This is a genomic window from Pseudomonas sediminis (assembly GCF_039555755.1).
Classification (GTDB): Bacteria; Pseudomonadota; Gammaproteobacteria; order Pseudomonadales; family Pseudomonadaceae; genus Aquipseudomonas; species Aquipseudomonas mendocina_D.
On record NZ_CP154631.1, the window covers coordinates 2,516,026 to 2,536,228 of the forward strand.

The 20,203-nt window shown below is 63.0% G+C and carries 21 protein-coding genes and 1 pseudogene; 11 read left to right on the top strand and 11 right to left on the bottom strand.

Annotation, left to right across the window (positions count from 1 at the left end; genetic code table 11):
* Positions 1–145: 145 nt before the first annotated feature.
* Positions 146–781: a TetR family transcriptional regulator gene (locus AAEQ75_RS11895; RefSeq protein WP_343348928.1), complete on the bottom strand. Its 636-nt coding sequence runs from the start codon at positions 779–781 to the stop codon at positions 146–148.
* A gap of 148 nt (positions 782–929) precedes the next feature.
* Here AAEQ75_RS11895 and AAEQ75_RS11900 point away from each other — a divergent pair, with 148 nt between their 5' ends.
* Complete coding sequence (locus tag AAEQ75_RS11900) at positions 930–2,015, top strand: ferredoxin reductase (protein ID WP_343348930.1); 1,086 nt, start codon at positions 930–932, stop codon at positions 2,013–2,015.
* Entirely contained in the window at positions 1,973–3,094 is a 1,122-nt protein-coding gene (locus tag AAEQ75_RS11905) for a fatty acid desaturase family protein (protein ID WP_343348932.1), read from the top strand. Before AAEQ75_RS11900 ends, AAEQ75_RS11905 begins: the two co-directional genes overlap by 43 nt.
* A gap of 156 nt (positions 3,095–3,250) precedes the next feature.
* Here AAEQ75_RS11905 and AAEQ75_RS11910 read toward each other — a convergent pair whose 3' ends face one another.
* Both AAEQ75_RS11910 and AAEQ75_RS11915 read right to left on the bottom strand, forming a co-directional pair.
* Positions 3,251–4,672 (bottom strand): IS1182 family transposase, encoded by a 1,422-nt coding sequence (locus AAEQ75_RS11910; protein ID WP_343352326.1) that lies wholly within the window; start codon positions 4,670–4,672, stop codon positions 3,251–3,253.
* 109 nt (positions 4,673–4,781) lie between these two features.
* Positions 4,782–5,309 carry a hypothetical protein gene (locus tag AAEQ75_RS11915; RefSeq protein ID WP_343348934.1) on the bottom strand — a complete coding sequence of 176 codons (528 nt, stop codon included), beginning with the start codon at positions 5,307–5,309 and terminating at the stop codon, positions 4,782–4,784.
* 273 nt (positions 5,310–5,582) lie between these two features.
* On the opposite strand from AAEQ75_RS11915, the gene AAEQ75_RS11920 reads away from it, so the two are divergent.
* Entirely contained in the window at positions 5,583–6,482 is a 900-nt protein-coding gene (locus AAEQ75_RS11920) for an AEC family transporter (protein WP_343348936.1), read from the top strand.
* 34 nt (positions 6,483–6,516) lie between these two features.
* Here the strand turns inward: AAEQ75_RS11920 and AAEQ75_RS11925 are convergent, their stop codons facing one another.
* The 7 genes from AAEQ75_RS11925 to AAEQ75_RS11955 form a co-directional block, all read right to left on the bottom strand.
* Complete coding sequence (locus tag AAEQ75_RS11925) at positions 6,517–6,816, bottom strand: putative quinol monooxygenase (protein ID WP_343348938.1); 300 nt, start codon at positions 6,814–6,816, stop codon at positions 6,517–6,519.
* Positions 6,813–7,499 carry a type 1 glutamine amidotransferase domain-containing protein gene (locus tag AAEQ75_RS11930; protein ID WP_343348940.1) on the bottom strand — a complete coding sequence of 229 codons (687 nt, stop codon included), beginning with the start codon at positions 7,497–7,499 and terminating at the stop codon, positions 6,813–6,815. The genes AAEQ75_RS11925 and AAEQ75_RS11930 overlap by 4 nt, the downstream gene beginning before the upstream one ends.
* A gap of 74 nt (positions 7,500–7,573) precedes the next feature.
* Positions 7,574–8,104, bottom strand: coding sequence for a hypothetical protein (locus tag AAEQ75_RS11935; protein ID WP_343348942.1), 531 nt, complete (start codon positions 8,102–8,104; stop codon positions 7,574–7,576).
* A 183-nt stretch (positions 8,105–8,287) separates the two neighbouring features.
* Entirely contained in the window at positions 8,288–9,553 is a 1,266-nt protein-coding gene (locus AAEQ75_RS11940) for an Hsp70 family protein (RefSeq protein ID WP_343348944.1), read from the bottom strand.
* Positions 9,554–9,590: 37 nt separating this feature from the next.
* The gene (locus AAEQ75_RS11945; protein WP_343348946.1) at positions 9,591–10,601 is read right to left on the bottom strand and encodes a lysylphosphatidylglycerol synthase transmembrane domain-containing protein; all 1,011 of its coding nucleotides are present in this window, start codon (positions 10,599–10,601) and stop codon (positions 9,591–9,593) included.
* Between the two features lie 212 nt (positions 10,602–10,813).
* Positions 10,814–11,251, bottom strand: coding sequence for a YqaA family protein (locus AAEQ75_RS11950; RefSeq protein WP_343348947.1), 438 nt, complete (start codon positions 11,249–11,251; stop codon positions 10,814–10,816).
* Between the two features lie 33 nt (positions 11,252–11,284).
* Positions 11,285–12,013: a VC0807 family protein gene (locus AAEQ75_RS11955; protein WP_343348949.1), complete on the bottom strand. Its 729-nt coding sequence runs from the start codon at positions 12,011–12,013 to the stop codon at positions 11,285–11,287.
* 166 nt (positions 12,014–12,179) lie between these two features.
* Between AAEQ75_RS11955 and AAEQ75_RS11960 the strand changes: the two genes are divergently transcribed.
* The 8 genes and pseudogenes from AAEQ75_RS11960 to AAEQ75_RS11995 form a co-directional block, all read left to right on the top strand.
* Complete coding sequence (locus tag AAEQ75_RS11960; protein ID WP_343348951.1) at positions 12,180–13,094, top strand: substrate-binding domain-containing protein; 915 nt, start codon at positions 12,180–12,182, stop codon at positions 13,092–13,094.
* Between the two features lie 88 nt (positions 13,095–13,182).
* On the top strand, positions 13,183–13,956 hold the full coding sequence (locus AAEQ75_RS11965) for a substrate-binding periplasmic protein (RefSeq protein ID WP_343348953.1): 774 nt from the start codon (positions 13,183–13,185) through the stop codon (positions 13,954–13,956).
* A gap of 50 nt (positions 13,957–14,006) precedes the next feature.
* Complete coding sequence (locus tag AAEQ75_RS11970; RefSeq protein WP_343348955.1) at positions 14,007–14,765, top strand: substrate-binding periplasmic protein; 759 nt, start codon at positions 14,007–14,009, stop codon at positions 14,763–14,765.
* Positions 14,766–14,818: 53 nt separating this feature from the next.
* On the top strand, positions 14,819–15,820 hold the full coding sequence (locus AAEQ75_RS11975; protein ID WP_125833512.1) for a type II secretion system F family protein: 1,002 nt from the start codon (positions 14,819–14,821) through the stop codon (positions 15,818–15,820).
* Positions 15,821–15,957: 137 nt separating this feature from the next.
* Positions 15,958–16,821 (top strand): isocitrate lyase/PEP mutase family protein, encoded by an 864-nt coding sequence (locus AAEQ75_RS11980; protein ID WP_343352376.1) that lies wholly within the window; start codon positions 15,958–15,960, stop codon positions 16,819–16,821.
* Between the two features lie 76 nt (positions 16,822–16,897).
* On the top strand, positions 16,898–17,164 hold the full coding sequence (locus AAEQ75_RS11985; protein WP_115292376.1) for a DksA/TraR family C4-type zinc finger protein: 267 nt from the start codon (positions 16,898–16,900) through the stop codon (positions 17,162–17,164).
* A gap of 75 nt (positions 17,165–17,239) precedes the next feature.
* On the top strand, positions 17,240–17,683 hold the full coding sequence (locus AAEQ75_RS11990) for a hemerythrin domain-containing protein (RefSeq protein WP_343348958.1): 444 nt from the start codon (positions 17,240–17,242) through the stop codon (positions 17,681–17,683).
* A 102-nt stretch (positions 17,684–17,785) separates the two neighbouring features.
* Positions 17,786–18,265, top strand: a pseudogene (locus AAEQ75_RS11995) (REP-associated tyrosine transposase); the annotation flags it as partial.
* Positions 18,266–18,499: 234 nt separating this feature from the next.
* On the opposite strand, the gene ureC reads toward AAEQ75_RS11995, so the two are convergent.
* Entirely contained in the window at positions 18,500–20,200 is a 1,701-nt protein-coding gene (gene ureC / locus AAEQ75_RS12000; RefSeq protein WP_343348962.1) for an urease subunit alpha, read from the bottom strand.
* Positions 20,201–20,203 lie beyond the last annotated feature (3 nt).

Genomic DNA, 20,203 nt, shown 5'->3' on the forward strand with positions numbered 1-20,203 from the left:
AATGTGCCCGGAAATAGTGCAAGTGGCTTGCCAAGGCTGGAGAGTGGCGCAAGGCGGGGCGTTCAAGCCTGTTGTGGATAACTTGGCGAGGCGGTCAGGTTTGATTTGGTGCGTTTTTGTTAGAGGTGAGCGATTTTGGTGCGCTCTAGTCGGAGGGCTTGCCCAGCCCCAGCCAATGCTTGCCGCCGACCATGATGAAGCGCAGTTGCTGGATGACCTTGGCTTCTGCTGTGAGATGGGCGGGGAGGGTCTCTGAGGGTGGGTCGATCAGCTCGGGCAGGGTAGCGAACACGGTCTTGACCACCAGGTCCGAGACCACGTCGAGCGCTGCATCGTCGAGGTGCGGCATGCGGTTCATCAGCTTGAGGTCGGCAGCCAGGTCGCTGGTGATGCGCTCGCGCAGGGCTGCAACGGCCTGGCGCACCGGTTGCGAGCCGCCGTACTGCTCGCGGGCGAGGAACAGAAACTGGGCACGATTGGCGGCCACTTCGGCGAGGAAGATGCGCACCGAGGCGTCGATCATGCCGCGCATCTCGAACTCGTGACGGCGCACCTGACGGATCGCCGCACGGAAGGTTTCACCGACTTCCGCCACCAGCGCCAGACCCAGTTCGTCCATGTCGGCGAAATGGCGGTAGAAACCGGTGGGCACGATACCAGCGACGCGGGTGACCTCGCGCAGGCTCACGCTGCCAAAGCCGCGCCCGCTCTCCATCAGCGTGAGGGCGGCAGCCATCAGGGCCTGGCGGGTCTGCTGCTTTTGTTCGGCGCGTGGCGTCATGCGAGATCGGGGTCGTTGAGCGATGCCGCACTCTAACAAATGCGCGACACCAGCGTCGAACCGAGCCGACATCGTTCGGTGAACAGCTGTTGACTGAAATTCGTGCTTTCTGCCAGTCTTGTGCACAAGTGTTCACTGGATTTATTGAATGGCTTTACTTTCCCTTTCTGGGGCGCGCTGGGTTGCGGGTTGTCTGCGGCCGCTACGTAGGCTTTGTGACGGTGGTTGGCTGCGTGAGGCGGATGTCGATCTATGCCTGCGCCAGTTGCACCCGACGCTGCGCCTCAATCGTGTGTTCGCGCAGGTCGAGGCGCGTCGTTGGGTGGCTGAAGACATGCTGGCGCTGGAGTTGCGTTGCAATGGCAATGCGCAGAACTGGCGGGCCGGGCAGCATGTCCAGCTGTATCTGGAGCAGAACGGGGTTCGCCACGGACGCAGTTACAGCCTGACGTCGGTGGCAGCCGACGGGCGCATCGAGATCGCGATCAAACGCCAGCCGGATGGGCGCCTGTCCAATCTGCTGCTCGACCACCTCGCGGTCGGTCAGGTGATCGAACTGGGCCAGGCATTCGGTGAATTCACCTGGCCGCAGGAGCAAGGAGCTGTGCTGCTCATGGCAGCAGGCAGTGGCATCACGCCATTGTTCGGCCTGCTGCGCGATGCTCTGGCGCGTGGCTTCACTGCACCGGTGACACTGCTGCATCAGGTGCGCCGTCAGGGGCAACAGGCCTTTGCCGAAGAGTTGCAGGCATTGGCGGCACTTCATGCCAACTTCCAGGTGCACTGGCTTTTCAGTGGCGAGGGTGATCGCCTGTCCGCCGAACGGCTGGCTGCGTTGCCGGGCGATCATCTGCGGGTCTGTGGTCCGCGTGGTTTCGTCGAGCAGGCATGTAGCTGGTGGCATGACGCCGGACGCGGGAGCAGCCTGCAATCGGAAAGCTTCAGTCCGCTTCCGATGCTGGCCGAAACGGCGGCTGGCGAAGTCCGCTTGAGCTTCGCCCGGAGTCGGCAGCGGGTTTCCGGCAGCAGCAATGCAAGTCTGCTGGAGCAGGCCGAAACTGCTGGGCTGCGTCCGGCTCATGGCTGTCGCCAGGGCATCTGCACCAGTTGTACCTGTTTGCTGCTGGCCGGCACGGTGCGTGATCTGCGCAGCGGTGAACTGTTCGCCGAACCGGGGCAGCCCATCCGTCTATGTGTCAGCGCCCCGCATGGGGATGTGGAGATCGACCTGTGAGCCATCGTCCCGATCGTGAGTTGACCCCTGCCGGGCTCGAAGCCTTCGGTCAGGAACTGGATACGTTGCGCCAGCGCACCCTGGCCGACCTGGGCGAGGCCGATGCGCGCTACATCCGCCGTGTGCGTGGGGTGGTGCGCCTATGTTGCTGGGCTGGCCGTGCGCTGCTGATGTTTGGCTGGTTCCCACCGACCTGGCTGCTCGGCACGTTCTTGCTGGGGCTGGGCAAGATCCTCGAGAACATGGAGCTGGGCCACAACGTGATGCACGGCCAGTACGACTGGATGAACGACCCGGAATTCGCCGGGCGCCAGTATGAATGGGACATCGTCGGCCCCGCGGACTTCTGGCGGCACACCCATAACCATGTGCATCACACCTACACCAACGTGCTGGGCATGGACGATGACGTTGGCTACGGCGTGGTGCGGCTGTTCCCGGAGCAGCGTTGGAAGCCTTTCTACCGCTGGCAGCCGCTGTGGGTGACGATCCAGGCGCTGCTGTTCCAGTACGCGGTGGCGATCCAGCACCTGCGCCTGGACAAACTGGTGAAAGGCCGCATCAGCAAGGAGGAGGTACGTCCGCTGGCACGTCAGTTCGGTGCCAAGCTGGCGCGGCAGTGGGGCAAGGACTATCTGGCATTTCCGCTGCTGGCCTTGCTGCTCGGTGCCAATGCCGTGGCTGTGCTGACGGGCAATCTGGTGGCCAATCTGCTGCGCAATCTATGGACCTTTCTGGTGATCTTCTGCGGCCATTTCACCGAGAAGGCGGCGGTCTTTGCACCAGAAATTTTGCAAGGGGAGACGCGCGGGCACTGGTATTTGCGGCAACTGCGCGGCTCGAGCAACCTGTCCGGTGGGCCGCTGCTGCATATTTTGACCGGCAACCTCAGCCATCAGATCGAGCATCACCTGTTCCCGGATCTGCCCGCGCGGCGCTATGCCGAACTGGCGCGTGAGGTGCGCTTGATCGCCGAACGTTATGGCCAGCATTACAACTGCGGCACCTTGTGGGGGCAGTTTGCGACTGTGCTGCGACGTATCTGGATCTACCGCTTGCCCTCTGCAGGGACGGCGTGACTCGCTGCGTGCCGGTGCGCGCTCGCCTATAAATCGCAGGCATGAAAAAGCCCGGCCTGTCAGAGCGTGTGAAAACGCACTGACGCCAGAAAAATCCAACGCCCCGACTGGTTCGGGGCGTTGGTGTTTTTGATGCTTGGAAATGGAAGGCGGGATTTACCCCAACAGCTCGATCAGCCGACGGGCACCCATCACATTGATGGCACGCTTCAGGTTGTAGGCGTTGACCGCCAGGGCCATTTCCGTCCGAGCGCCCTGCAGTTGTCGGAGCAGGAAGCGACCATTACCCAAAATCCATTGCTTCAGGTTGCCGAAGGGATGTTCGACGATGGATCGGCGCCTGACCATCATCTCTGGATGCACCTGCATCCGCTGATGCATGCGCTCGAATGCGGCCTCATGGACATGCCGAGTCACTTGTCGACGTTTAGCCTTGGTGCAGCGTGATTTCAATGGACAAGCCGTGCAGTCGCCGCGTAGAGCATAAATGCGCTGTAGGCCGTTTACCTGCTTGAGCGGTAACCATTGGCCTGCAGGGCATTGGTACTGGTCGTTTTCTGCGTCGTAGCTGAAGGCGCTGCGATCGAATAGCGGCGTGTCGTCGCCCTTGTTATTTATGCCCCGATTCTCCGGCACATAGGCCGTAATCCCAGCATCATCACACGCTTGAAACTGCTCACCACTGGAGTAGCCCGCATCGGCTGTAACCGTCAGATCTTCCTGCGCCAGGATCGCCTGGGCGGCCTTGGCCATAGGTTCCAGTTGCTGGTTATCGCTGCTGCCCTGAGTGACAGCATGATGCACGATCAGCCCATGCTCGCCATCCACCGCGTTTTGCACGTTATAAGCCACGCGAGCCCCCTGGTGGGTACGCATCATGCGCGCCTCGCTCTCACCCACGACGAACTGCTCCAGCCCCTGTACCTCCATCAACGCCTGGGCTGTCAGGTTATCGGCATGTCGGCTCTCCAGCTGCTGCAGTGCAGCCTTGACCGCACTGCGATCAACCACTTCAGCGGCCTCACTGCGGTCAGCCTCGCCCAGTTCGGCCAGATAACGGGCGATCTGCGCCTCCAGCTTGCCTTGTTGACGCTTGAGCTTCGTCAGGCTCAGGTGCTTGCGTTGCGACGCTACCGCCTGAAACTTGCTGCCATCGATGGCCACGAGTTGCCCACTGATCAGCCCCACCTGGCGACAGAACTGGACGAAGGTGCGGCAGGTCGCCTGAAAAGCAGCGCTGTTGTCCTTGCGAAAATCAGCAATGGTCTTGAAATCCGGTGCCAATCGGCCCAGCAGCCACATCACCTCGACATTGCGTTGGCACTCAGCTTCCAGGCGCCGGGAGGAGCGGATGCGCTGGAAGTAACCGTACAGATAAAGCTTGAGTAGATCCGCTGGATCATAGCCAGGACGTCCAGTCTTGAGTGGTTCGGCCTTGCTGAAACCCAGAGCCTGCAGATCCAGGCGGGCGACATAGGCCTCGATCACCCGTACCAGGTGATCCTCCGGCACCAGCTCCTCCAATGTGGGAGGAAACAGGCTGCTTTGCTGACGACCTTCGCCCTGGATGTAGCCCATAAACGACAATGCCCCCATCGACTGATGGAGGCATTGTCTTCAGCTTGCTCTCAGACTGCTAGGTTTTCACACAGTCTGCTGTGCCGGGCTTGGGGGGTTGCGATAGCACTTATGCAGTACGTCCACGTTGCTCGATCAGGCGATCAGAGCCGCCTTCGGCCAGCTGTAGACGCTGTGCGCCAGGAGTACGTTCGTAACCGCCTTCGGCCAGCTGAACGCGTTGGGCACCAGGGGTACGCTCATATCCGCCTTCTACCAGCTGGATACGCTGGTTGCCGGGAGTGCGGTCAGAGCCATCTTCAGCCAGTTGGATGCGCTGTGCGCCAGGAGTACGTTCGTAACCACCTTCGGCCAACTGAACACGTTGGGCACCCGGAGTGCGTTCATAGCCGCCTTCAGCCAGCTGAACGCGCTGTGCACCCGGCGTACGCTCATAACCACCTTCTACCAGCTGAACGCGCTGGGCACCGGGGGTGCGGTCGGCGCCGTCTTCGGCCAGCGGGGCGACGGGTTGCTGTTGGACCTGGCTGTCCTTGGTTTCACCCACCAGAGGGAAGGGGGCGCTGCTAGGGGCGGCGAATACACTGGTGGTCATCAGGCTCAGGGCCAGGGCTGCAAGGCTAAGTTGAGTTTTCATGTCGTTCTCTCCGTTGGGGAGTAATAAGTGGCTTCGGAGCTAATTCTTGAGGACATGAGCGAAGATAAGAATTTGACTGACCTGATAGTGAACATCGATCCCCTCAATACTTGATCGGGGCGCTCTATTTCGGTGCTTCTGGCTGGGTGTCAAGCTTGGCGGCGGATGTTTCGCAAGGCGTCGCGCTGAGCGTTCGGCACGCGTATGCTTGGCGGCCCTCGCGGGTCGAGCTCGATCCGTCCTCTTCAGCAGTCCCAGGAGGCCGCCTCAGCCATGCTCGCCGCACAGGCCATTTTGCCGATCTTCGCTCTGATCGTTCTCGGCTATCTGCTCGGCTGGCGCCAGTGGCTCACCACCGAGTCGGCGGCCGGTCTGGCCAACATCACCTTCAAGCTGTTCATGCCGACGCTGCTGTTTGCGGGTATCGCCAAGGCATCGCTGGCCGAAGGGCTGTCGCCGATGTTGTTGTTGGCCTATTACCTGCCGGTACTGCTGGTGTTCGTCGTGGTCAACGCGCTAGCGCATTGGCGGCGCGGTACGGCGACGCCGCTGGGATTGGTGGCGGCGTTCTCCAACAACGTACTGGTCGGCATCCCGCTGATCGCCAGCCTGATGGGTAATGACGGCCTGCTCTATGTCTTCGCCATTCTGGTGTTTCACAGCCTCACGCTGTTTTCCCTGCAGAGCTTCTATGCGGCCTTCGGCAGCCAGGAACGGGTCGACGGGCGTGCTCTGCTGAAGAATCTGGCCAACCCGATGATCATCGGCCTGTTGTTGGGCGCCTTGCTCAATCTTTCCGGGCTGGTGGTGCCAGACAGCCTGTGGCGCGCGGTGACCTGGCTGGGCCAGGCCGCCCTGCCTTGTGCGCTGATCGTGCTGGGCGCGAGTCTGTCGCGCTATCGGCTGCGACCGACTGCCGAGGCCTGGGGCGTGGCGCTGGTCAAGCTGCTGCTGTTCCCGGCCTTGGTGTGGACATTGAGTGGCCTGCTGCCAGGCCTCAACGATTCCGCGCGGACGGTGATGGTGCTGCTCGCGGCCTGCCCGAGCGGAGTCAACGTGATGGCGTTTTCCCGCACGGCTGATGACAACCGCAGCGTCAGTGCGGCGATTTCGCTGTCGACGCTGTTGGCGGCAGTCAGCCTGCCGGCCTGGATGATGCTGATGGGCTTCTGAGTGCGGGCGTCGTCAGCGACGCCCGCAGGTCGGCTCAAGGCGCCAGATCAAGCGGCAGGCTGACCTTCACTTCGGGTGGGTTGGCCAGCCAGGCGGCGGTGCGCTGGCGGTAGTCGAGGTAATGCGCGCTTTGCCGGTGCGCCTCTACTGCTGCGCGATCCACGTACAGCTCGTAGAGATCGAAGGTGCCGGGCGCGCCGTCACGCTCGAACAGGTCGTAGCGCAGGTTGCCGGGCTCGGCGCGGGTGGCGCTGACCATCTGCCGCAGCGCTTGCAGCATTTCGTCGCGGTGTTCGGGCTTGGCCTGGATGCTGGCAAAGATGGCGATGCTCATGCGCGCCCCTCAAGCAGTTTGAGCAGCGCTTCGGCGCTGGCCTCGGAAGAAGCTGGGTTCTGCCCGGTGACCAGCAGGCCGTCGACCTCGATATGGCTCTGCCAGTCATCGCCACGGGCATACAGGCCACCATTGGCCTTGAGCATGTCCTCGACCAGGAAGGGCACCACCTGGGTCAGTTGCACCGCTTCCTCTTCGCTATTGCTGAAACCGGTGACGCGCTTGCCGGCGACCAGCGGCTTGCCGTCGCTGCCCTTGACGTGGCGCAGCACGCCCGGCGCATGGCAGACCGCACCGACCGGCTTGCCGAGCGCCTGGAAACGTTCGATCAGGGCGATGGAGGCGGCGCTTTCGGCCAGATCCCACAGCGGGCCATGGCCGCCGGGGTAGAACAGCGCATCGAATTCTTCTGCACGCACCTGCGCCAGCGGCAGGGTGTTGGCCAGTTCGCGTTGGGCCTCGGCATCGCCGGCGAAGCGGCGAGTGGCGTCAGTCTGTGCGCTCTCGTCATCGCTCTTCGGATCGATGGGCGGCTGCCCGCCCTTGGGCGAGGCCAGGGTCAGCTGGGCGCCGGCATCCTTGAAGCTGTAATAGGGCGCGGCGAACTCTTCCAGCCAGAAGCCGGTCTTGTGGCCGGTGTCGCCGAGGCGGTCGTGGGAAGTCAGTACCAGCAAAATCTTCATGACGATTTCCTTGCGGTTGTGGCTGATCGAATAGAGCTAGTGACTGCGGCCAGGGACGGGCGTTCCCCCAGGGCTCAGGCATCCGCCTGTGCTTGTGCCGCCTCCAGCGCCGGTGCCGCATAGATGCCCACTTCCACCGCCAGCTCCATTACCCGCGGCAGGTCGCTGGCGTACACCAGCACGGCCTGCAGCTCGTCATCCAGTGGCTCGCTGAAGTCCACCAGCACGTAGCCACCGGTTTCCGGCGACAGCGCCGAGAGTTGCACCTGAATGCGGTTCAGTGCTTTCAGCGGTTCGGTCTTGGCCAGTTGCTTGGCCTTGAGCACAAACTGCACTTGCGGGCCGAAGGATTCGGTGATGCGCTGGAACAGCTCTTCATAGCTGTCGGCCTGGAACAACACCGTCTCCGGCAGGCTGCCGACCACCACCCACTCGCCCAGCGGGATGGGGAATTCGTCGTCGTAGTTGACGTCCGGGTTGGCGGCGAGAAAGGCCGCCGGATCGGCATAGGCCTGCGTGGCCTCGTCAGCGATACGGGCGATCTCGTCCTCGGGCAGGCAGCCGGAGCTTATCTTGGCGATCAGTTCTTCCAGCTGGGCTTTCATTGGGCATGTCCTCGGGGATCAAAGGTTGGCAAGAATATCATCAGGTGCATGCGGAGCGTTCCGGGTAGGGTGCGCCGTGCGCACGGCGCACCCTACATCCTTTAGCCGCGAGCTCTTCAGCCGGATTGGTCTGTGCGGGAGGCTGGAATCGCGGCTGAAGCCGCTCCTACAAAAGCGCTGCGCCTAGCCGTAGCGCTTTTTCGCTTCGATGGCCAGGCCACTACCAATGCTGCCGAAGGTGTTGCCTTCCACGCTGCGTGCATTGCGCAGCATCGCCGCCACGCTCTGGCGCAGCGCCGGCACGCCACTGGAACCTCCGGTGAAGAACAGCGTATCGACCTGATCAGCGGCGATGCCGGCATCGGCTAGCAACTGCGTGAGGCTCGCGCGGATGCGTTCGAGCAGTGGCTCGATGGCGTTCTCGAACAGCGGGCGGGTCAGCTCGGCGACCAGGCCTGGTTCGACGCGTGACAGGTCGATGGGGCGCGCGTCCTGTTCGCTCAGGGCGATCTTGCTCTCTTCCACCTGCATCGCCAGCCAGTGCCCGGCGCGCTGTTCGATCAGACCGAACAGGCGGTCGATGCCGGTGGCGTCGACGATGTCGTAGCGCATATTCTGCAGGGCCAACTGGGTCTTCTGCGCGTACAGCGCGTTGATGGTGTGCCAGGTGGCCAGGTTGAGGTGGTAGCTGGTGGGCATGAAGGCGTCGCTCTTCATCCGGCTGCCATAGCCGAACAACGGCATCACCCCGGCCAGCGACAACTGCTTGTCGAAGTCGGTACCGCCGATATGCACGCCGCCGGTGGCGAGGATGTCGCTCTGGCGTTCGGCCAGGTGGTGGCGTTCGGGCGCCAGGCGCACCAGAGAGAAGTCCGAGGTACCACCGCCGATGTCGACGATCAGCACCAGCTCCTCGCGATCCAGGTTCGACTCGTAGTCGAAGGCCGCAGCGATGGGCTCGTACTGGAACGACACGTCCTTGAAACCGAGCTTGTGCGCCACGGCTACCAGGGTGTTTTGCGCTTCCTGGTCGGCAGCTGGGTCGTCATCGACGAAGAACACTGGGCGGCCCAGTACCACTTCTTCGAAAGGCCGCTGGGCCTGGGCTTCGGCGCGTTTTTTCAGCTCACCGATGAAGAAGCCGAGCAGGTCCTTGAAGGGCAGGGCGCTGCCCAGCACGGTGGTTTCGCTCTTCAGCAGCTTGGAACCCAGCAGGCTCTTGAGCGAGCGCATCAGGCGTCCTTCGTAGCCTTCCAGGTATTCGTGCAGGGCCAGGCGACCGTAGACCGGGCGGCGTTCCTCTGTGTTGAAGAAGATCACCGAGGGCAGGGTGATCTTGCCGTCTTCGAGTACCAGCAGGCTGTCCTGGCCGGGGCGCAGCCAGCCGACGGTGGAGTTCGAGGTGCCGAAGTCGATGCCGCAGGCGCGGGCGGGAGTGGAGAAAGACATGAAACGCAGGCCATGAAAAACGGCCGCGCATTCTATGTCAGTCGCGCGGCGACGGCGAGCCGTCAGGACGGCAGGACGGCAGGTCAAGGCTCTCTTCGCGCTTGCGCTTCCACTGCGTCCATTCGAAGCCCAGCACCACCAGCAGTGACAGTGCGAACGGCAGCAGCAGGTAGAACACGCGGAACACGATAAGCGCCGCCAGCACATCGGCAGCGGGAATCTCCGGCAGTGCGGCGAGGAAGGTCACTTCCAGTACACCCAGGCCGCCAGGTGCATGGGACAGCAGCGCCAGAGAGAAGGAAGCGAGGAACACGCCGAGCACCACCAGATAGCCGGGATGATTGTCGGCCGGCAGGGCGAAATAGATGATCGCCGCCGCACAGAGCAGTTCCAGTGGCCCGGCCAGCAACTGGCGGCTGACGATGGGCAGGCGTGGATATTCCACATGCAGCTTGCCCAGCGTCCAGGGTTTGAACTGGCGCCAGGAGCCCAGCACGTAGAGGCCGACCAGGCACAGCAGGACGCTGCCGAAGACTACCGAGACCAGGGGAGTGACATTGGCGACGCGGTGGATCAGGTCGGGCTGGGCGATCAGCACGCAGCCGCTGGCGAGCAGGGTGCCGAGGGCGAAGGTAAAGGAGCAGAAAACGATAAGGATGCCGATTTCCTGCGGCGTCAGGCCCTTGCTGCGGTAGGCCCGGTAACGCACCACTGCGCCTGAGAATACCGAGGCGCCGATGTTGTGGGCCAGGGCATAGGTGGTGAAGGAGCACAGGGTGATGAAGCGCCAGGGAATCTTCTTGCCGAGGTGAGCGACGGCGATGCGGTCGTACCAGGCCAGTGCCCAGTACGCGCCGAGGGTGGCCGCTGCGGCAAGCAGCCAGTTCATGTGGGAGATCGCTTCGATGCTCCCCTTGATCTCATCGAGGGAGATATTGCGCAACTCGCGATACAGCAGAAAGCCAGACAGCACCACGGCACTGAGTCCGATCAGCGTCCAGATCAGGTCGCTGCGCTTCAGTTTTGGTTTGGCTTCTACGACAGACACCGCAATTCCTCGCTCGCTAGGCCCCGAGGTAGTGGGGCCGCATGCCTCTGTGGGAGGCAGCTGTTCATCGGCCATCCGGCCATTGTGCAACGGCCGGTGGCGGATCGTGCCCGCGTGGCGCGCTGCGCAGTATCAGGGAGGCGCAGCCTGTACTCAACTGCCAAGCACATTCGCACCCTCTTGTGGTTGTGTCAGCGGTTGTCCTGATACGTTCATATCCATGCCAGCGTCAGCGCCGCCAGCACGGCGTAGCGGCTCGCTTTAGCCAGGGTGACGATGGCCAGAAACACCCACAGACGCTCGCGCATTACGCCGGCAACCAGCGTCAGTGGGTCGCCGATCACCGGCATCCAGCTCAGCAGCAGCGACCAGCGCCCATAGCGCGCGTACCAGCTCTGTGCCTGCTGTAACCGAGCAGGGCTGACCGGGAACCAGCGGCGCTCGCGATAGTGTTCGATGGAGCGGCCCAGCAGCCAGTTGACCCAGGAGCCCAGCACATTGCCCAGAGTAGCCACCAGCAACAGGGCCCAGAGCGGATGTTGGCCGGCCAGCAGCAAGGCGACCAGCACCGCTTCGGACTGCAGCGGCAACAGCGTCGCCGCGCCAAAGGCGGAGAGAAACAGAGCCGGATAGGCGGAAAGCCCAAGCATGTTCAGCGCGGCCGACCCGAAGGTCGGCGCTGATCAGGGCTGCGATTCCTGGCCGGTGTTGGCCAAGATTTCTTCCAGGCTCAGGCCGGTCAGGCCGTGAATGGTCTTCCACAGGTAGTAGAAGATGGCCATCAGCATGATCATCGAGGGAATGGCGATCATCGGGTAGCTGAGCAGGGTCATGCGACCCAGCTCGTCGTTGAACGCTTCGGTACCGGCGGGGCTGACCACGATCCACTTGGCCAGCACATAGTTCATGAACGAGGAGAAGAAGAAGGTGCCGCTGAGCCAGTAGGTGGCGCGCATCAGCCGCGTCTCGAAGTGCTCGACATGGCCGCCTTGCTCCAGGCGGTCGTGGATCTTGTCGATATTGAGCACGGTCTTGTTGAACAGCAGAGTGCGGATCAGCGGGTAGCGGGTGCGGGTCGACACCAGCACGGCGATGCCGATCAGGCCGGGGATCAGCGCTTCCTTGACTGCCAGCCACTGGGTGTCGAGCTTGAGCAGGCCGATACCGCCGGTCAGCGCGACGCTGATCAGGCCGAGCAGGGCGATGAAGTTGAATTTGCGATATTTGATCAGCTCGAACGCGCCCCAGGCCAGCGGGAACGCCAGGGCCAGGATCAACGCACCATCGGCGCCGAGACGGTGCTCGCCACTGAGCTTCATCAGAATGAACGAGGGAATCAGGATGCTGATGGCCAGATCGATCAGCGGGCGGGGCTTGTGTGTCGGGGTACGGCTGTCAGTGGTGGCGGTCATGGTAACTGGAGTCTGCGTAGGAAGCCCGATGATCGCCTGCCCGGCGCGCCAGAGCTAGCCCGACTGTCGGGTTTGAATGTGAAAAAGTATGAGTCGACAGCTTGCCGACAGGAGGCGCGCGGCGCAATGGCGCTGCTAAAGTGATGGCGAGGCTCTGGAGTCGAACATGCCAAGAATCATCCCCTTCATTTGCCTGCTGCTGAGCGCCGCGTGGCTGGCGGTGCCCTCTGCCTGGGCGCGTGAATGCATTGGCCTGGTGCCGGCCGGCTCCTCGTCCTACTGGGCCGAGCTGGAGGCTGGCGCGAGGCGTACTGCCGCCGACCTGCAGCTGGAACTTTATACCCGCGGGCCAGCACAGGAGGGCCGCGTCGAGGTGCAACTGCAACTGATCGACCACGTTCTCGCCCATGGCTGCAAGGCGTTGATCATCGCACCGGCTGGCGACGCCATCGACACACGTATCGCTGCTTTGCGCGCCGAAGGCATTCCCACCGTCTACGTTGATCGCAGTGTCGCTGGTGAAGGCGCCTATGCGCTGGTGGCGACCGACAACTTCCTTGCCGGCCAGTTGGCCGGGCAGCAGTTGGCAGAGCGTCTCGGGCGCGGTGGCAGAGTGGGGGTGTTGCGTTTGCGGCCAGGGCTGCAATCGACCGAGGAGCTTGAGCGCGGCTTTCTGCTGGCGGCGCAGGCGACTGGGTTGCAGGTGGTGTTCGATACCTACCTGGGGGATGACCGCCAGCGCATCGCCGAGGCCTTGAGCCAGCAGTTACCCAAGCTCGACGGCCTGTTCAGCCCCAATGGCACCAGTAGTCGGGCAACCCTCGCGGCGCTGCGCCAACTGGGCAAGGCCGGTACGTTGGACTTCGTCGGTTTCGACGGTGGCGACCTGCTGTTCGATGCCGTGCGCGAGGGAGAGATTCATACCCTGTTGCTCCAGCAGCCGCAGGCCATGGGGGATCATGCGGTGCGCCTGGTGCACCGGGCCCTGAGTGGCGAACGCGCCATTTCGCGCCTGCAACTGCTACTTGAACCGCGTGTAGTGACCGCCAGGGATTTGGCTGAAATGACAGCCCCGCAATAGCCTTGGTGATGGGCCAGGTGCGGGTTTATGATCCTTGTTCTGGCCGTCCTGAATTCGCTGTAGGGCGCGCTCTAGACGGTGGCGTGTGATGAATCTGAAGTGCCCGGTAGCCGTTCTGTTGTTGTTTTGCGGCCTCTGCGCCCATGTGGCGGCTGCCGATTTGCGGCTGTATACCGAAGACTATCGACCCTTCAGCTATCTCGAAAATGGCAAGCCGAGTGGCATGGCTGTGGCCGTGGTCGAGGAGCTGATCCGCCGCACTGGCGAGACCGCGCATATCGAACTGGTGCCCTGGACACGCGGCTATCACCAGGCTCGCCATCAGGCCGACACGGCATTGTTCTCCACCGTACGTACGGCGCAGCGCGAAGCCGAGTTTCAGTGGGTCGGACCGATCGCGCGCGGCTATACGCGTTTCTACACGCACAAGGATGCTGGGCTTCGAGTCGCCAGCCTCGAAGACGTCCGGCGCCTCGGCACCCTGGCGATTCCCAAACAGTGGTACAGCTACGAACTGTTGCGCGAACAGAACCTGGATAACCTGTATGGCGTGTCGACGCCTCAGGACATGCTGCGCATGTTTCGCCATCGCCGGGTCAAGCTGCTGCTGGCCAACAACCTGACCCTCGACGGCATGCTCGCCGAGCAGGGCATGAATGCCGGGCAGCTGCAGGAGCAGTTCGACCTGATGCCCAACGACTCCTATATCGCCTTTTCCCTGAATACGGATCCGGCGCTGGTCGCTCGTTGGCAACAGGCGCTGCAGCAGATGCGCCAGGACGGCAGCCTGGAGCGGATCTACCGCCACTGGTTCCCCGCGGCCGATGAGCGCACCCTGGTCGACTTGCTGCGCAGCGAGTGAAGCGGCTGCGCGGTGCGCCCCGGCTTGCTAGGCTGCAAGCGAGAGGGGCGATGATGGCCAAGTGTATTAATCGATGGCTATGTGTTCTGCTGCTGGCGCTGTGCGCTCCGGTACAGGCACAGCTGCGTCTGCTCACCGAGGATGCGCCGCCGATGAGCTTCATGCGCGAGGGCGAACCGAGCGGTCTTGCTGTCGAGGTGGTCAGGGCATTGCTGGCGCGTACCGGCGACACTGGACAGATCGAGCTGATGCCCTGGACGCGAGCGCTGTACCTGGCTCAGCAACAGGAAGATATCGCGCTGTTCTCCACTGTGCGTACAGCCGAGCGTGAGGACCGGTTCCAGTGGGTCGGCCCCATAGTGGTCGGCACTACCAGTTTCTACTCGCTCAAGTCCCGCAACCTCGTCATCGACACGTTGGCGCAAGCCGCTGCCAGCGGACCTCTGGCGTTGCCCAAGCAGTGGTACACCTTCGAAACCCTCAGCGCGAAGGGCTTCACCAACCTCTATGGCGTACCCAGTTCGAAGCAGATGATGACCATGCTCAAGCATGGCCGGGTCAATCTGATCGCCACTGAGGATTTGACCTTGGCTGGCGAGTTGGCCGCTGTCGACCTCAAGCCGCAGGACGTCACCGCGCACGTGCCGTTCATGCGTTCGGCCTACTACATCGCCTTTTCTCCGCAGACCTCTGTGGTGCGCGTGGTGCGCTGGCAGCGCGCATTACAGCAGATGCATGAGGACGGCAGCCTGGAGGCGATCCTGAAACGCTGGTTGCCGCATGCGCCGATGCCGCCCATCGCTCCGTAGCGCCTCGCGCGGCGACTGGTTAACCTGAGCGCTGCAATCCACCGAGTCCGATCATGTCGCGTCGTCATCTCACCCTCGATCTGCGCAGTCGCGCCGGCTTGTTCGCTCACCTTGGCGCGATGGAGCGGGCGGGCGTGCCTATCGATCGAGCGCTGGTCAGTCTGGATCTCGGTGCGCGCCACGAGGCCGCCGTCAAGCGCCTGCGGCAGATGGTCGGCGGCGGACGCGACCTGGCGACTTCCGGCCAGTTGAGTGGCGTGTTCACGCCGTTGGAAAGTGGCCTGGTCCGAGCCGCGCAGGAGGCCGGGGCATTGGCGCATATCTACGAGCAATTGGCGCAGCGCTACGACGAACAGGCGCGTTATGCCGCAGAGTTGAAGTCACGTCTGCTGTTGCCGGCCGGGGTTTTGCTGCTGGCGCTGGCGGTCAAACCCTTGCCTGCTTTAGTTGGGGGAAGTCTGAGTGGCGCGGGCTACCTGGCGGCTGTGCTGATGCCGATCTTGTGGCTGTCGGCATTGCTGTTCGGCGTGCGGGCGTTGTGGCGGCGCTGGCAACAGCGGCGAACCGATCAACCGGGCCCGTTGGACGATCTGCTGCTGGCTCTGCCGGTGTTGGGCAGCCTGCAGCGCCGGGCGGATGTCCGTAATTTCTGCGACAGCCTCGGGCTGCTGCTGGAGGCCGGGATGCCCGTGCTCGACGCCCTGCCGCGCGCCTGCAGTGCAGTGAGCGGCGCGCGGCTGCGGCGGGATTTCGCCAATCTGGCACCACGGGTCGCGGCTGGGCAGTCGTTGGTGCGCGCTTTCGATGGGCTGAGCTTTCATGGCAAAGCCATGCTGATCGGCGTGCTCAATACCGGTGAAGCGACCGGTCGGCCCGGTGAGGCGCTGCTACGTTTTGCCCGCCTGCAGGCGCAACAGCTGGCTGCGAGCCAGCAGATGCTGGCGAGCTGGGCGCCACGGCTGTTCTATTTGGCGGTCGCCATGTGGATGGCATACGGCCTGCTGACCGGTGGTGGTTTCTTCCCGGCGCTGCCCGCGGAGCTGGCTGGCCGATAATTTGCTGGTTATCGACCACGGCGCTTCGTTTGAAAGCTGGCAGCAAGTGCCTTGCGCTAGCATTCGTCACGTCTACGCCATTACTAAAAAGAGAAAAAAGCGATTCAACCGACTTTGGAATACGCCCCATGCCCATCCTGCAACGTGCATCCCACCATGAGCTACGCAGCGCTTTTCGTGCCCTGCTGGCTTCCGACCGCTGCTATCACACGGCTTCGGTCTTCGATCCCATGTCCGCCCGCATCGCCGCTGATCTCGACTTCGAGGTCGGTATCCTTGGCGGCTCCGTCGCCTCCCTGCAGGTACTCGGTGCGCCGGACTTCGCCCTGATCACTTTGAGCGAGTTCGTCGAGCAGGCGGCGCGTATCGGCCGCGTCTCGCGCTTGCCGGTAATCGCCGATGCCGACCACGGCTACGGCAACGCGCTCAACGTGATGCGCACCGTGGTCGAGCTGGAACGCGCCGGTGTTGCCGCGCTGACCATCGAAGATACCCTTCTACCGGCCCAGTTCGGCCGCAAGTCCACTGATCTGATTTCCATCGAGGAGGGCGTCGGTAAGATCCTCGCCGCGCTGGAAGCCCGCGTCGATCCGGATCTGGCGATCATCGCCCGTACCCATGCCGGCGTGCTGGAGGTGGACGAAGTGATTCGTCGCACGCGCGCCTACGAGGCCGCCGGCGCCGATGGTATCTGCCTGGTCGGGATCAAGGATTTCACCCATCTGGAGCAGATCGCCTCGGGCCTCAAGGTGCCGCTGATGCTGGTCACCTACGGCAACCCCGAACTGCGCGACAACCAGCGTTTGGCACGCCTGGGCGTGCGCATCGTGGTCAACGGCCACGCAGCCTACTTCGCCGCGATCAAGGCCACCTACGACAGCCTGCGCGAACAGCGCGGCGCCCAGCCCTGCGACCTCAATGCCACCGAGCTGACCCACAAGTACACCATGCCTGAGGACTACATCCTTTGGGCCAAGGAGTTCATGGAAGTCCGCGAGTAGCCTGTCGCGACCGGCTGCACTTGCACTTCGCATTCTCCGGGCGCATATCTGTTCGGAGAGTGCGAGGAGGTCGAACATGGCAGGTGGTTGGGCAAGCGACGACGCAGTGCAGGAACAGATCGACAGCAGCATCGAGGACGCCGTTGCGCGTGCCCGTAGCCAGTTGCCGAAAGGGGAGAGCCTGCGTCACTGCGAAGAGTGCGACGCGGTGATACCCGAGGCCCGTCGCCAGGCAATTCCTGGTGTGCGCCTGTGCGTGAACTGCCAGGCTGAGCACGACCGCGAGAACGCCGCTTTCAGCGGTTACAACCGCCGTGGCAGCAAGGACAGCCAGTTGCGTTGAGCAAGCGGTACGGCACCTATTCGCCTCCTGCTGGTCTAGTGCTACTACGACCGTGACTCAGGAAGAGGTGCTTGCATGACGATTTTCGAAGCCTTACGCATCAGCCACGACATCCAGCGCGAACTGGCGCAGAAACTGATCGCTACCCAAGGGGACAGCGCCGAGCGCCACGCCTTGTTCTCTCAGCTCAAGCAGGAACTGGCCGTGCACTCGGTGGCCGAAGAACGCCATTTCTATATTCCCCTGATGCAGCAGGACGCAGGCGTCGACCTGTCGCGCCACGCGATTGCCGAGCATCACCAGATGGACGAAATGATCGAGGACCTGGAAGAGACCGACCCCAGCAGCCCCAGCTGGCTGGCGCAAGCCAAGGCCCTTGCGGAAAAGGTCGAACATCACCTCAAGGAGGAGGAGCACACCTTCTTCCAGATGGCCGGCAAGCTGCTTAGCGACAAGGAGAAGCAGCAACTGGCTGGTGATTACCTCAGTGCCTACGACGAGATGAAGCAGGCCTCCTGAATGGGCTAGCCTCAATGGTAACGGCGGGTTTCACCCGCCCTACACATGAGCGTAGGGCGGGTGAAACCCGCCACCTATCACATCTGCAACAAGGACGTTGCCATGCCCGACTACCGTCGCGCCGCCGTTCCTGGCGGCATCTATTTCTTCACCCTCGTCACCGAGCGGCGCCAGCCGATTCTGACCCATCCCGATATTCGCCAGGCTCTGCGCGAGGCGATCCAGACGGTGCGCCTGACCCAGCCCTTCGTCATCGACGCCTGCGTATTGCTGCCCGATCACCTGCACGGCATTTGGCGTTTACCGCCCGATGACATGGACTTCTCCAATCGCTGGCGACTGATCAAGCGGCATGTCACCCATGCGTGTGGCAAGACTTACCTGCTTGCCGATCTGTTGAGCGGGCGACGCCAGGCAAAGGGGCAGGGCACGCTCTGGCAGCAACGCTTCTGGGAGCATCTGATTCGTGACGAGGACGACTACGCCAGGCACTTCGACTACCTGCACGGCAACCCGCTCAAGCATGGGCTGGTGACGCGTGTGCGGGATTGGCCCTGGTCGTCGTTTCATCGTCGGGTGAAGTAGGGCGTTTACCCCGTCGATTGGGGCGGGGATGCGAGCCTTGATGAGCTGGGTGTAGGGGAATGAACCGGAGAATAAATTGGCGGGTTGCACCCGCCCTACAGGTTCGCGCAGACGAGCAATCACCTACCCGTAGGGCGGGTGCAACCCGCCAAGGATGCCAAAACAAACCAGGCGTTTTGCGCAGGCGGGCAATCGCCTACCCCGTAGGGCGGGTGAAACCCGCCAGACAACTCAGAACAGGAAATACCGCTGCGCCATCGGTAGCACTTCGGCCGGCTCGCACCAGAGCAACTGGCCGTCAGCCTTAACCTGATAGTTCTGCGGATCGACCTCGATGTTCGGCAGGTAGCCGTTGTGGATCAGGTCGGTCTTCTGCACCTCGCGGCAGCCCTTCACCACGCCAATCTGCTTCTGCAAACCGAGCTGCTGCGGCACCCCGGCGTCGAACGCCGCCTGGCTGATGAAGGTGATGCTGGTGGCATGGCGGCTGCCGGCGTAGCTGGCGAACATCGGTCGGTAGTGCACCGGTTGTGGCGTCGGGATCGAGGCGTTGGCGTCGCCCATCAGGCTGGCGGCAATTGCGCCACCCTTGAGGATCAGCGTCGGCTTGACGCCGAAGAAGGCCGGGCGCCAGAGCACCAGGTCGGCCCACTTGCCCACTTCGATGGAGCCCACTTCGTGGCTGATGCCATGGGTGATCGCCGGGTTGATGGTGTACTTGGCGATGTAGCGCTTGGCGCGGAAGTTGTCGTTGCCGGGTGCGTCTTCGGGCAGCGGGCCGCGCTGCTGCTTCATCTTGTCGGCGGTCTGCCAGGTACGGGTGATCACCTCGCCGACGCGGCCCATGGCCTGGCTGTCGGAGCTGATCATGGAAAACGCGCCGAGGTCATGCAGGATGTCCTCGGCGGCGATGGTCTCGCGGCGGATACGCGATTCTGCGAAGGCCACGTCCTCGGCGATGCTCGGGTCGAGGTGATGGCAGACCATGAGCATGTCCAGATGCTCGTCAATGGTGTTCTTGGTGAACGGCCGCGTCGGGTTGGTCGAGGACGGCAGCACGTTGGGGAAGCCGCAGGCCTTGATGATGTCCGGGGCGTGGCCGCCGCCAGCACCCTCGGTGTGATAGGTGTGGATGGTGCGGCCCTTGAACGCGCCGAGGGTGGTTTCGACGAAGCCCGATTCGTTCAGGGTGTCGGTGTGGATCGCCACCTGCACGTCGTACTGGTCGGCCACGCTCAGGCAATTGTCGATGGCCGCCGGGGTGGTGCCCCAGTCTTCGTGCAGCTTCAGACCGATGGCGCCGGCTTTCACCTGCTCGATCAGCGGCTCGGGCAGCGAGGCGTTGCCCTTGCCGGTAAAGCCCAGGTTCATCGGGAAGGCGTCGGCGGCCTGCAGCATGCGCGCCATGTGCCAGGGGCCGGAGGTGCAGGTGGTGGCGTTGGTGCCGGTGGCCGGGCCCGTGCCACCGCCGATCATTGTGGTCACCCCACTCATCAGCGCTTCTTCGATCTGCTGCGGGCAGATGAAGTGGATATGGGTGTCGATGCCGCCAGCGGTGAGGATCATACCTTCACCGGCGATGACTTCGGTGCCGGCACCGATGGCGATGGTCACGTCCGGCTGGATATCCGGGTTACCGGCCTTGCCGATGGCGGCGATGCGCCCGTCCTTGAGGCCGACGTCAGCCTTGACGATGCCCCAGTGGTCGATGATCAGCGCGTTGGTGATCAGCGTGTCGACCACGTCGGCGGCGCAGAGCTGGCCCTGGCCCATGCCGTCACGGATCACCTTGCCGCCGCCGAATTTCACTTCTTCACCGTAGGTGGTGAAGTCCTTCTCCACTTCGATCCACAGGTCGGTATCGGCCAGGCGCACCTTGTCGCCGACGGTGGGGCCGAACATGTCGGCGTAGGCTTGTCTGCTGATCTTCATTGG

What these genes read in the sequence shown, in the direction of transcription:
- AAEQ75_RS11895 (WP_343348928.1), bottom strand. Translation starts at nt 781, where the DNA reads ATGACGCCACGCGCCGAACAAAAGCAGCAGACCCGCCAGGCCCTGATG.
- AAEQ75_RS11900 (WP_343348930.1), top strand. Translation starts at nt 930, where the DNA reads ATGGCTTTACTTTCCCTTTCTGGGGCGCGCTGGGTTGCGGGTTGTCTG.
- AAEQ75_RS11905 (WP_343348932.1), top strand. Translation starts at nt 1,973, where the DNA reads ATGTGTCAGCGCCCCGCATGGGGATGTGGAGATCGACCTGTGAGCCAT.
- AAEQ75_RS11910 (WP_343352326.1), bottom strand. Translation starts at nt 4,672, where the DNA reads ATGGGCTACATCCAGGGCGAAGGTCGTCAGCAAAGCAGCCTGTTTCCT.
- AAEQ75_RS11915 (WP_343348934.1), bottom strand. Translation starts at nt 5,309, where the DNA reads ATGAAAACTCAACTTAGCCTTGCAGCCCTGGCCCTGAGCCTGATGACC.
- AAEQ75_RS11920 (WP_343348936.1), top strand. Translation starts at nt 5,583, where the DNA reads ATGCTCGCCGCACAGGCCATTTTGCCGATCTTCGCTCTGATCGTTCTC.
- AAEQ75_RS11925 (WP_343348938.1), bottom strand. Translation starts at nt 6,816, where the DNA reads ATGAGCATCGCCATCTTTGCCAGCATCCAGGCCAAGCCCGAACACCGC.
- AAEQ75_RS11930 (WP_343348940.1), bottom strand. Translation starts at nt 7,499, where the DNA reads ATGAAGATTTTGCTGGTACTGACTTCCCACGACCGCCTCGGCGACACC.
- AAEQ75_RS11935 (WP_343348942.1), bottom strand. Translation starts at nt 8,104, where the DNA reads ATGAAAGCCCAGCTGGAAGAACTGATCGCCAAGATAAGCTCCGGCTGC.
- AAEQ75_RS11940 (WP_343348944.1), bottom strand. Translation starts at nt 9,553, where the DNA reads ATGTCTTTCTCCACTCCCGCCCGCGCCTGCGGCATCGACTTCGGCACC.
- AAEQ75_RS11950 (WP_343348947.1), bottom strand. Translation starts at nt 11,251, where the DNA reads ATGCTTGGGCTTTCCGCCTATCCGGCTCTGTTTCTCTCCGCCTTTGGC.
- AAEQ75_RS11955 (WP_343348949.1), bottom strand. Translation starts at nt 12,013, where the DNA reads ATGACCGCCACCACTGACAGCCGTACCCCGACACACAAGCCCCGCCCG.
- AAEQ75_RS11960 (WP_343348951.1), top strand. Translation starts at nt 12,180, where the DNA reads ATGCCAAGAATCATCCCCTTCATTTGCCTGCTGCTGAGCGCCGCGTGG.
- AAEQ75_RS11965 (WP_343348953.1), top strand. Translation starts at nt 13,183, where the DNA reads ATGAATCTGAAGTGCCCGGTAGCCGTTCTGTTGTTGTTTTGCGGCCTC.
- AAEQ75_RS11970 (WP_343348955.1), top strand. Translation starts at nt 14,007, where the DNA reads ATGATGGCCAAGTGTATTAATCGATGGCTATGTGTTCTGCTGCTGGCG.
- AAEQ75_RS11975 (WP_125833512.1), top strand. Translation starts at nt 14,819, where the DNA reads ATGTCGCGTCGTCATCTCACCCTCGATCTGCGCAGTCGCGCCGGCTTG.
- AAEQ75_RS11985 (WP_115292376.1), top strand. Translation starts at nt 16,898, where the DNA reads ATGGCAGGTGGTTGGGCAAGCGACGACGCAGTGCAGGAACAGATCGAC.
- AAEQ75_RS11990 (WP_343348958.1), top strand. Translation starts at nt 17,240, where the DNA reads ATGACGATTTTCGAAGCCTTACGCATCAGCCACGACATCCAGCGCGAA.
- ureC (WP_343348962.1), bottom strand. Translation starts at nt 20,200, where the DNA reads ATGAAGATCAGCAGACAAGCCTACGCCGACATGTTCGGCCCCACCGTC.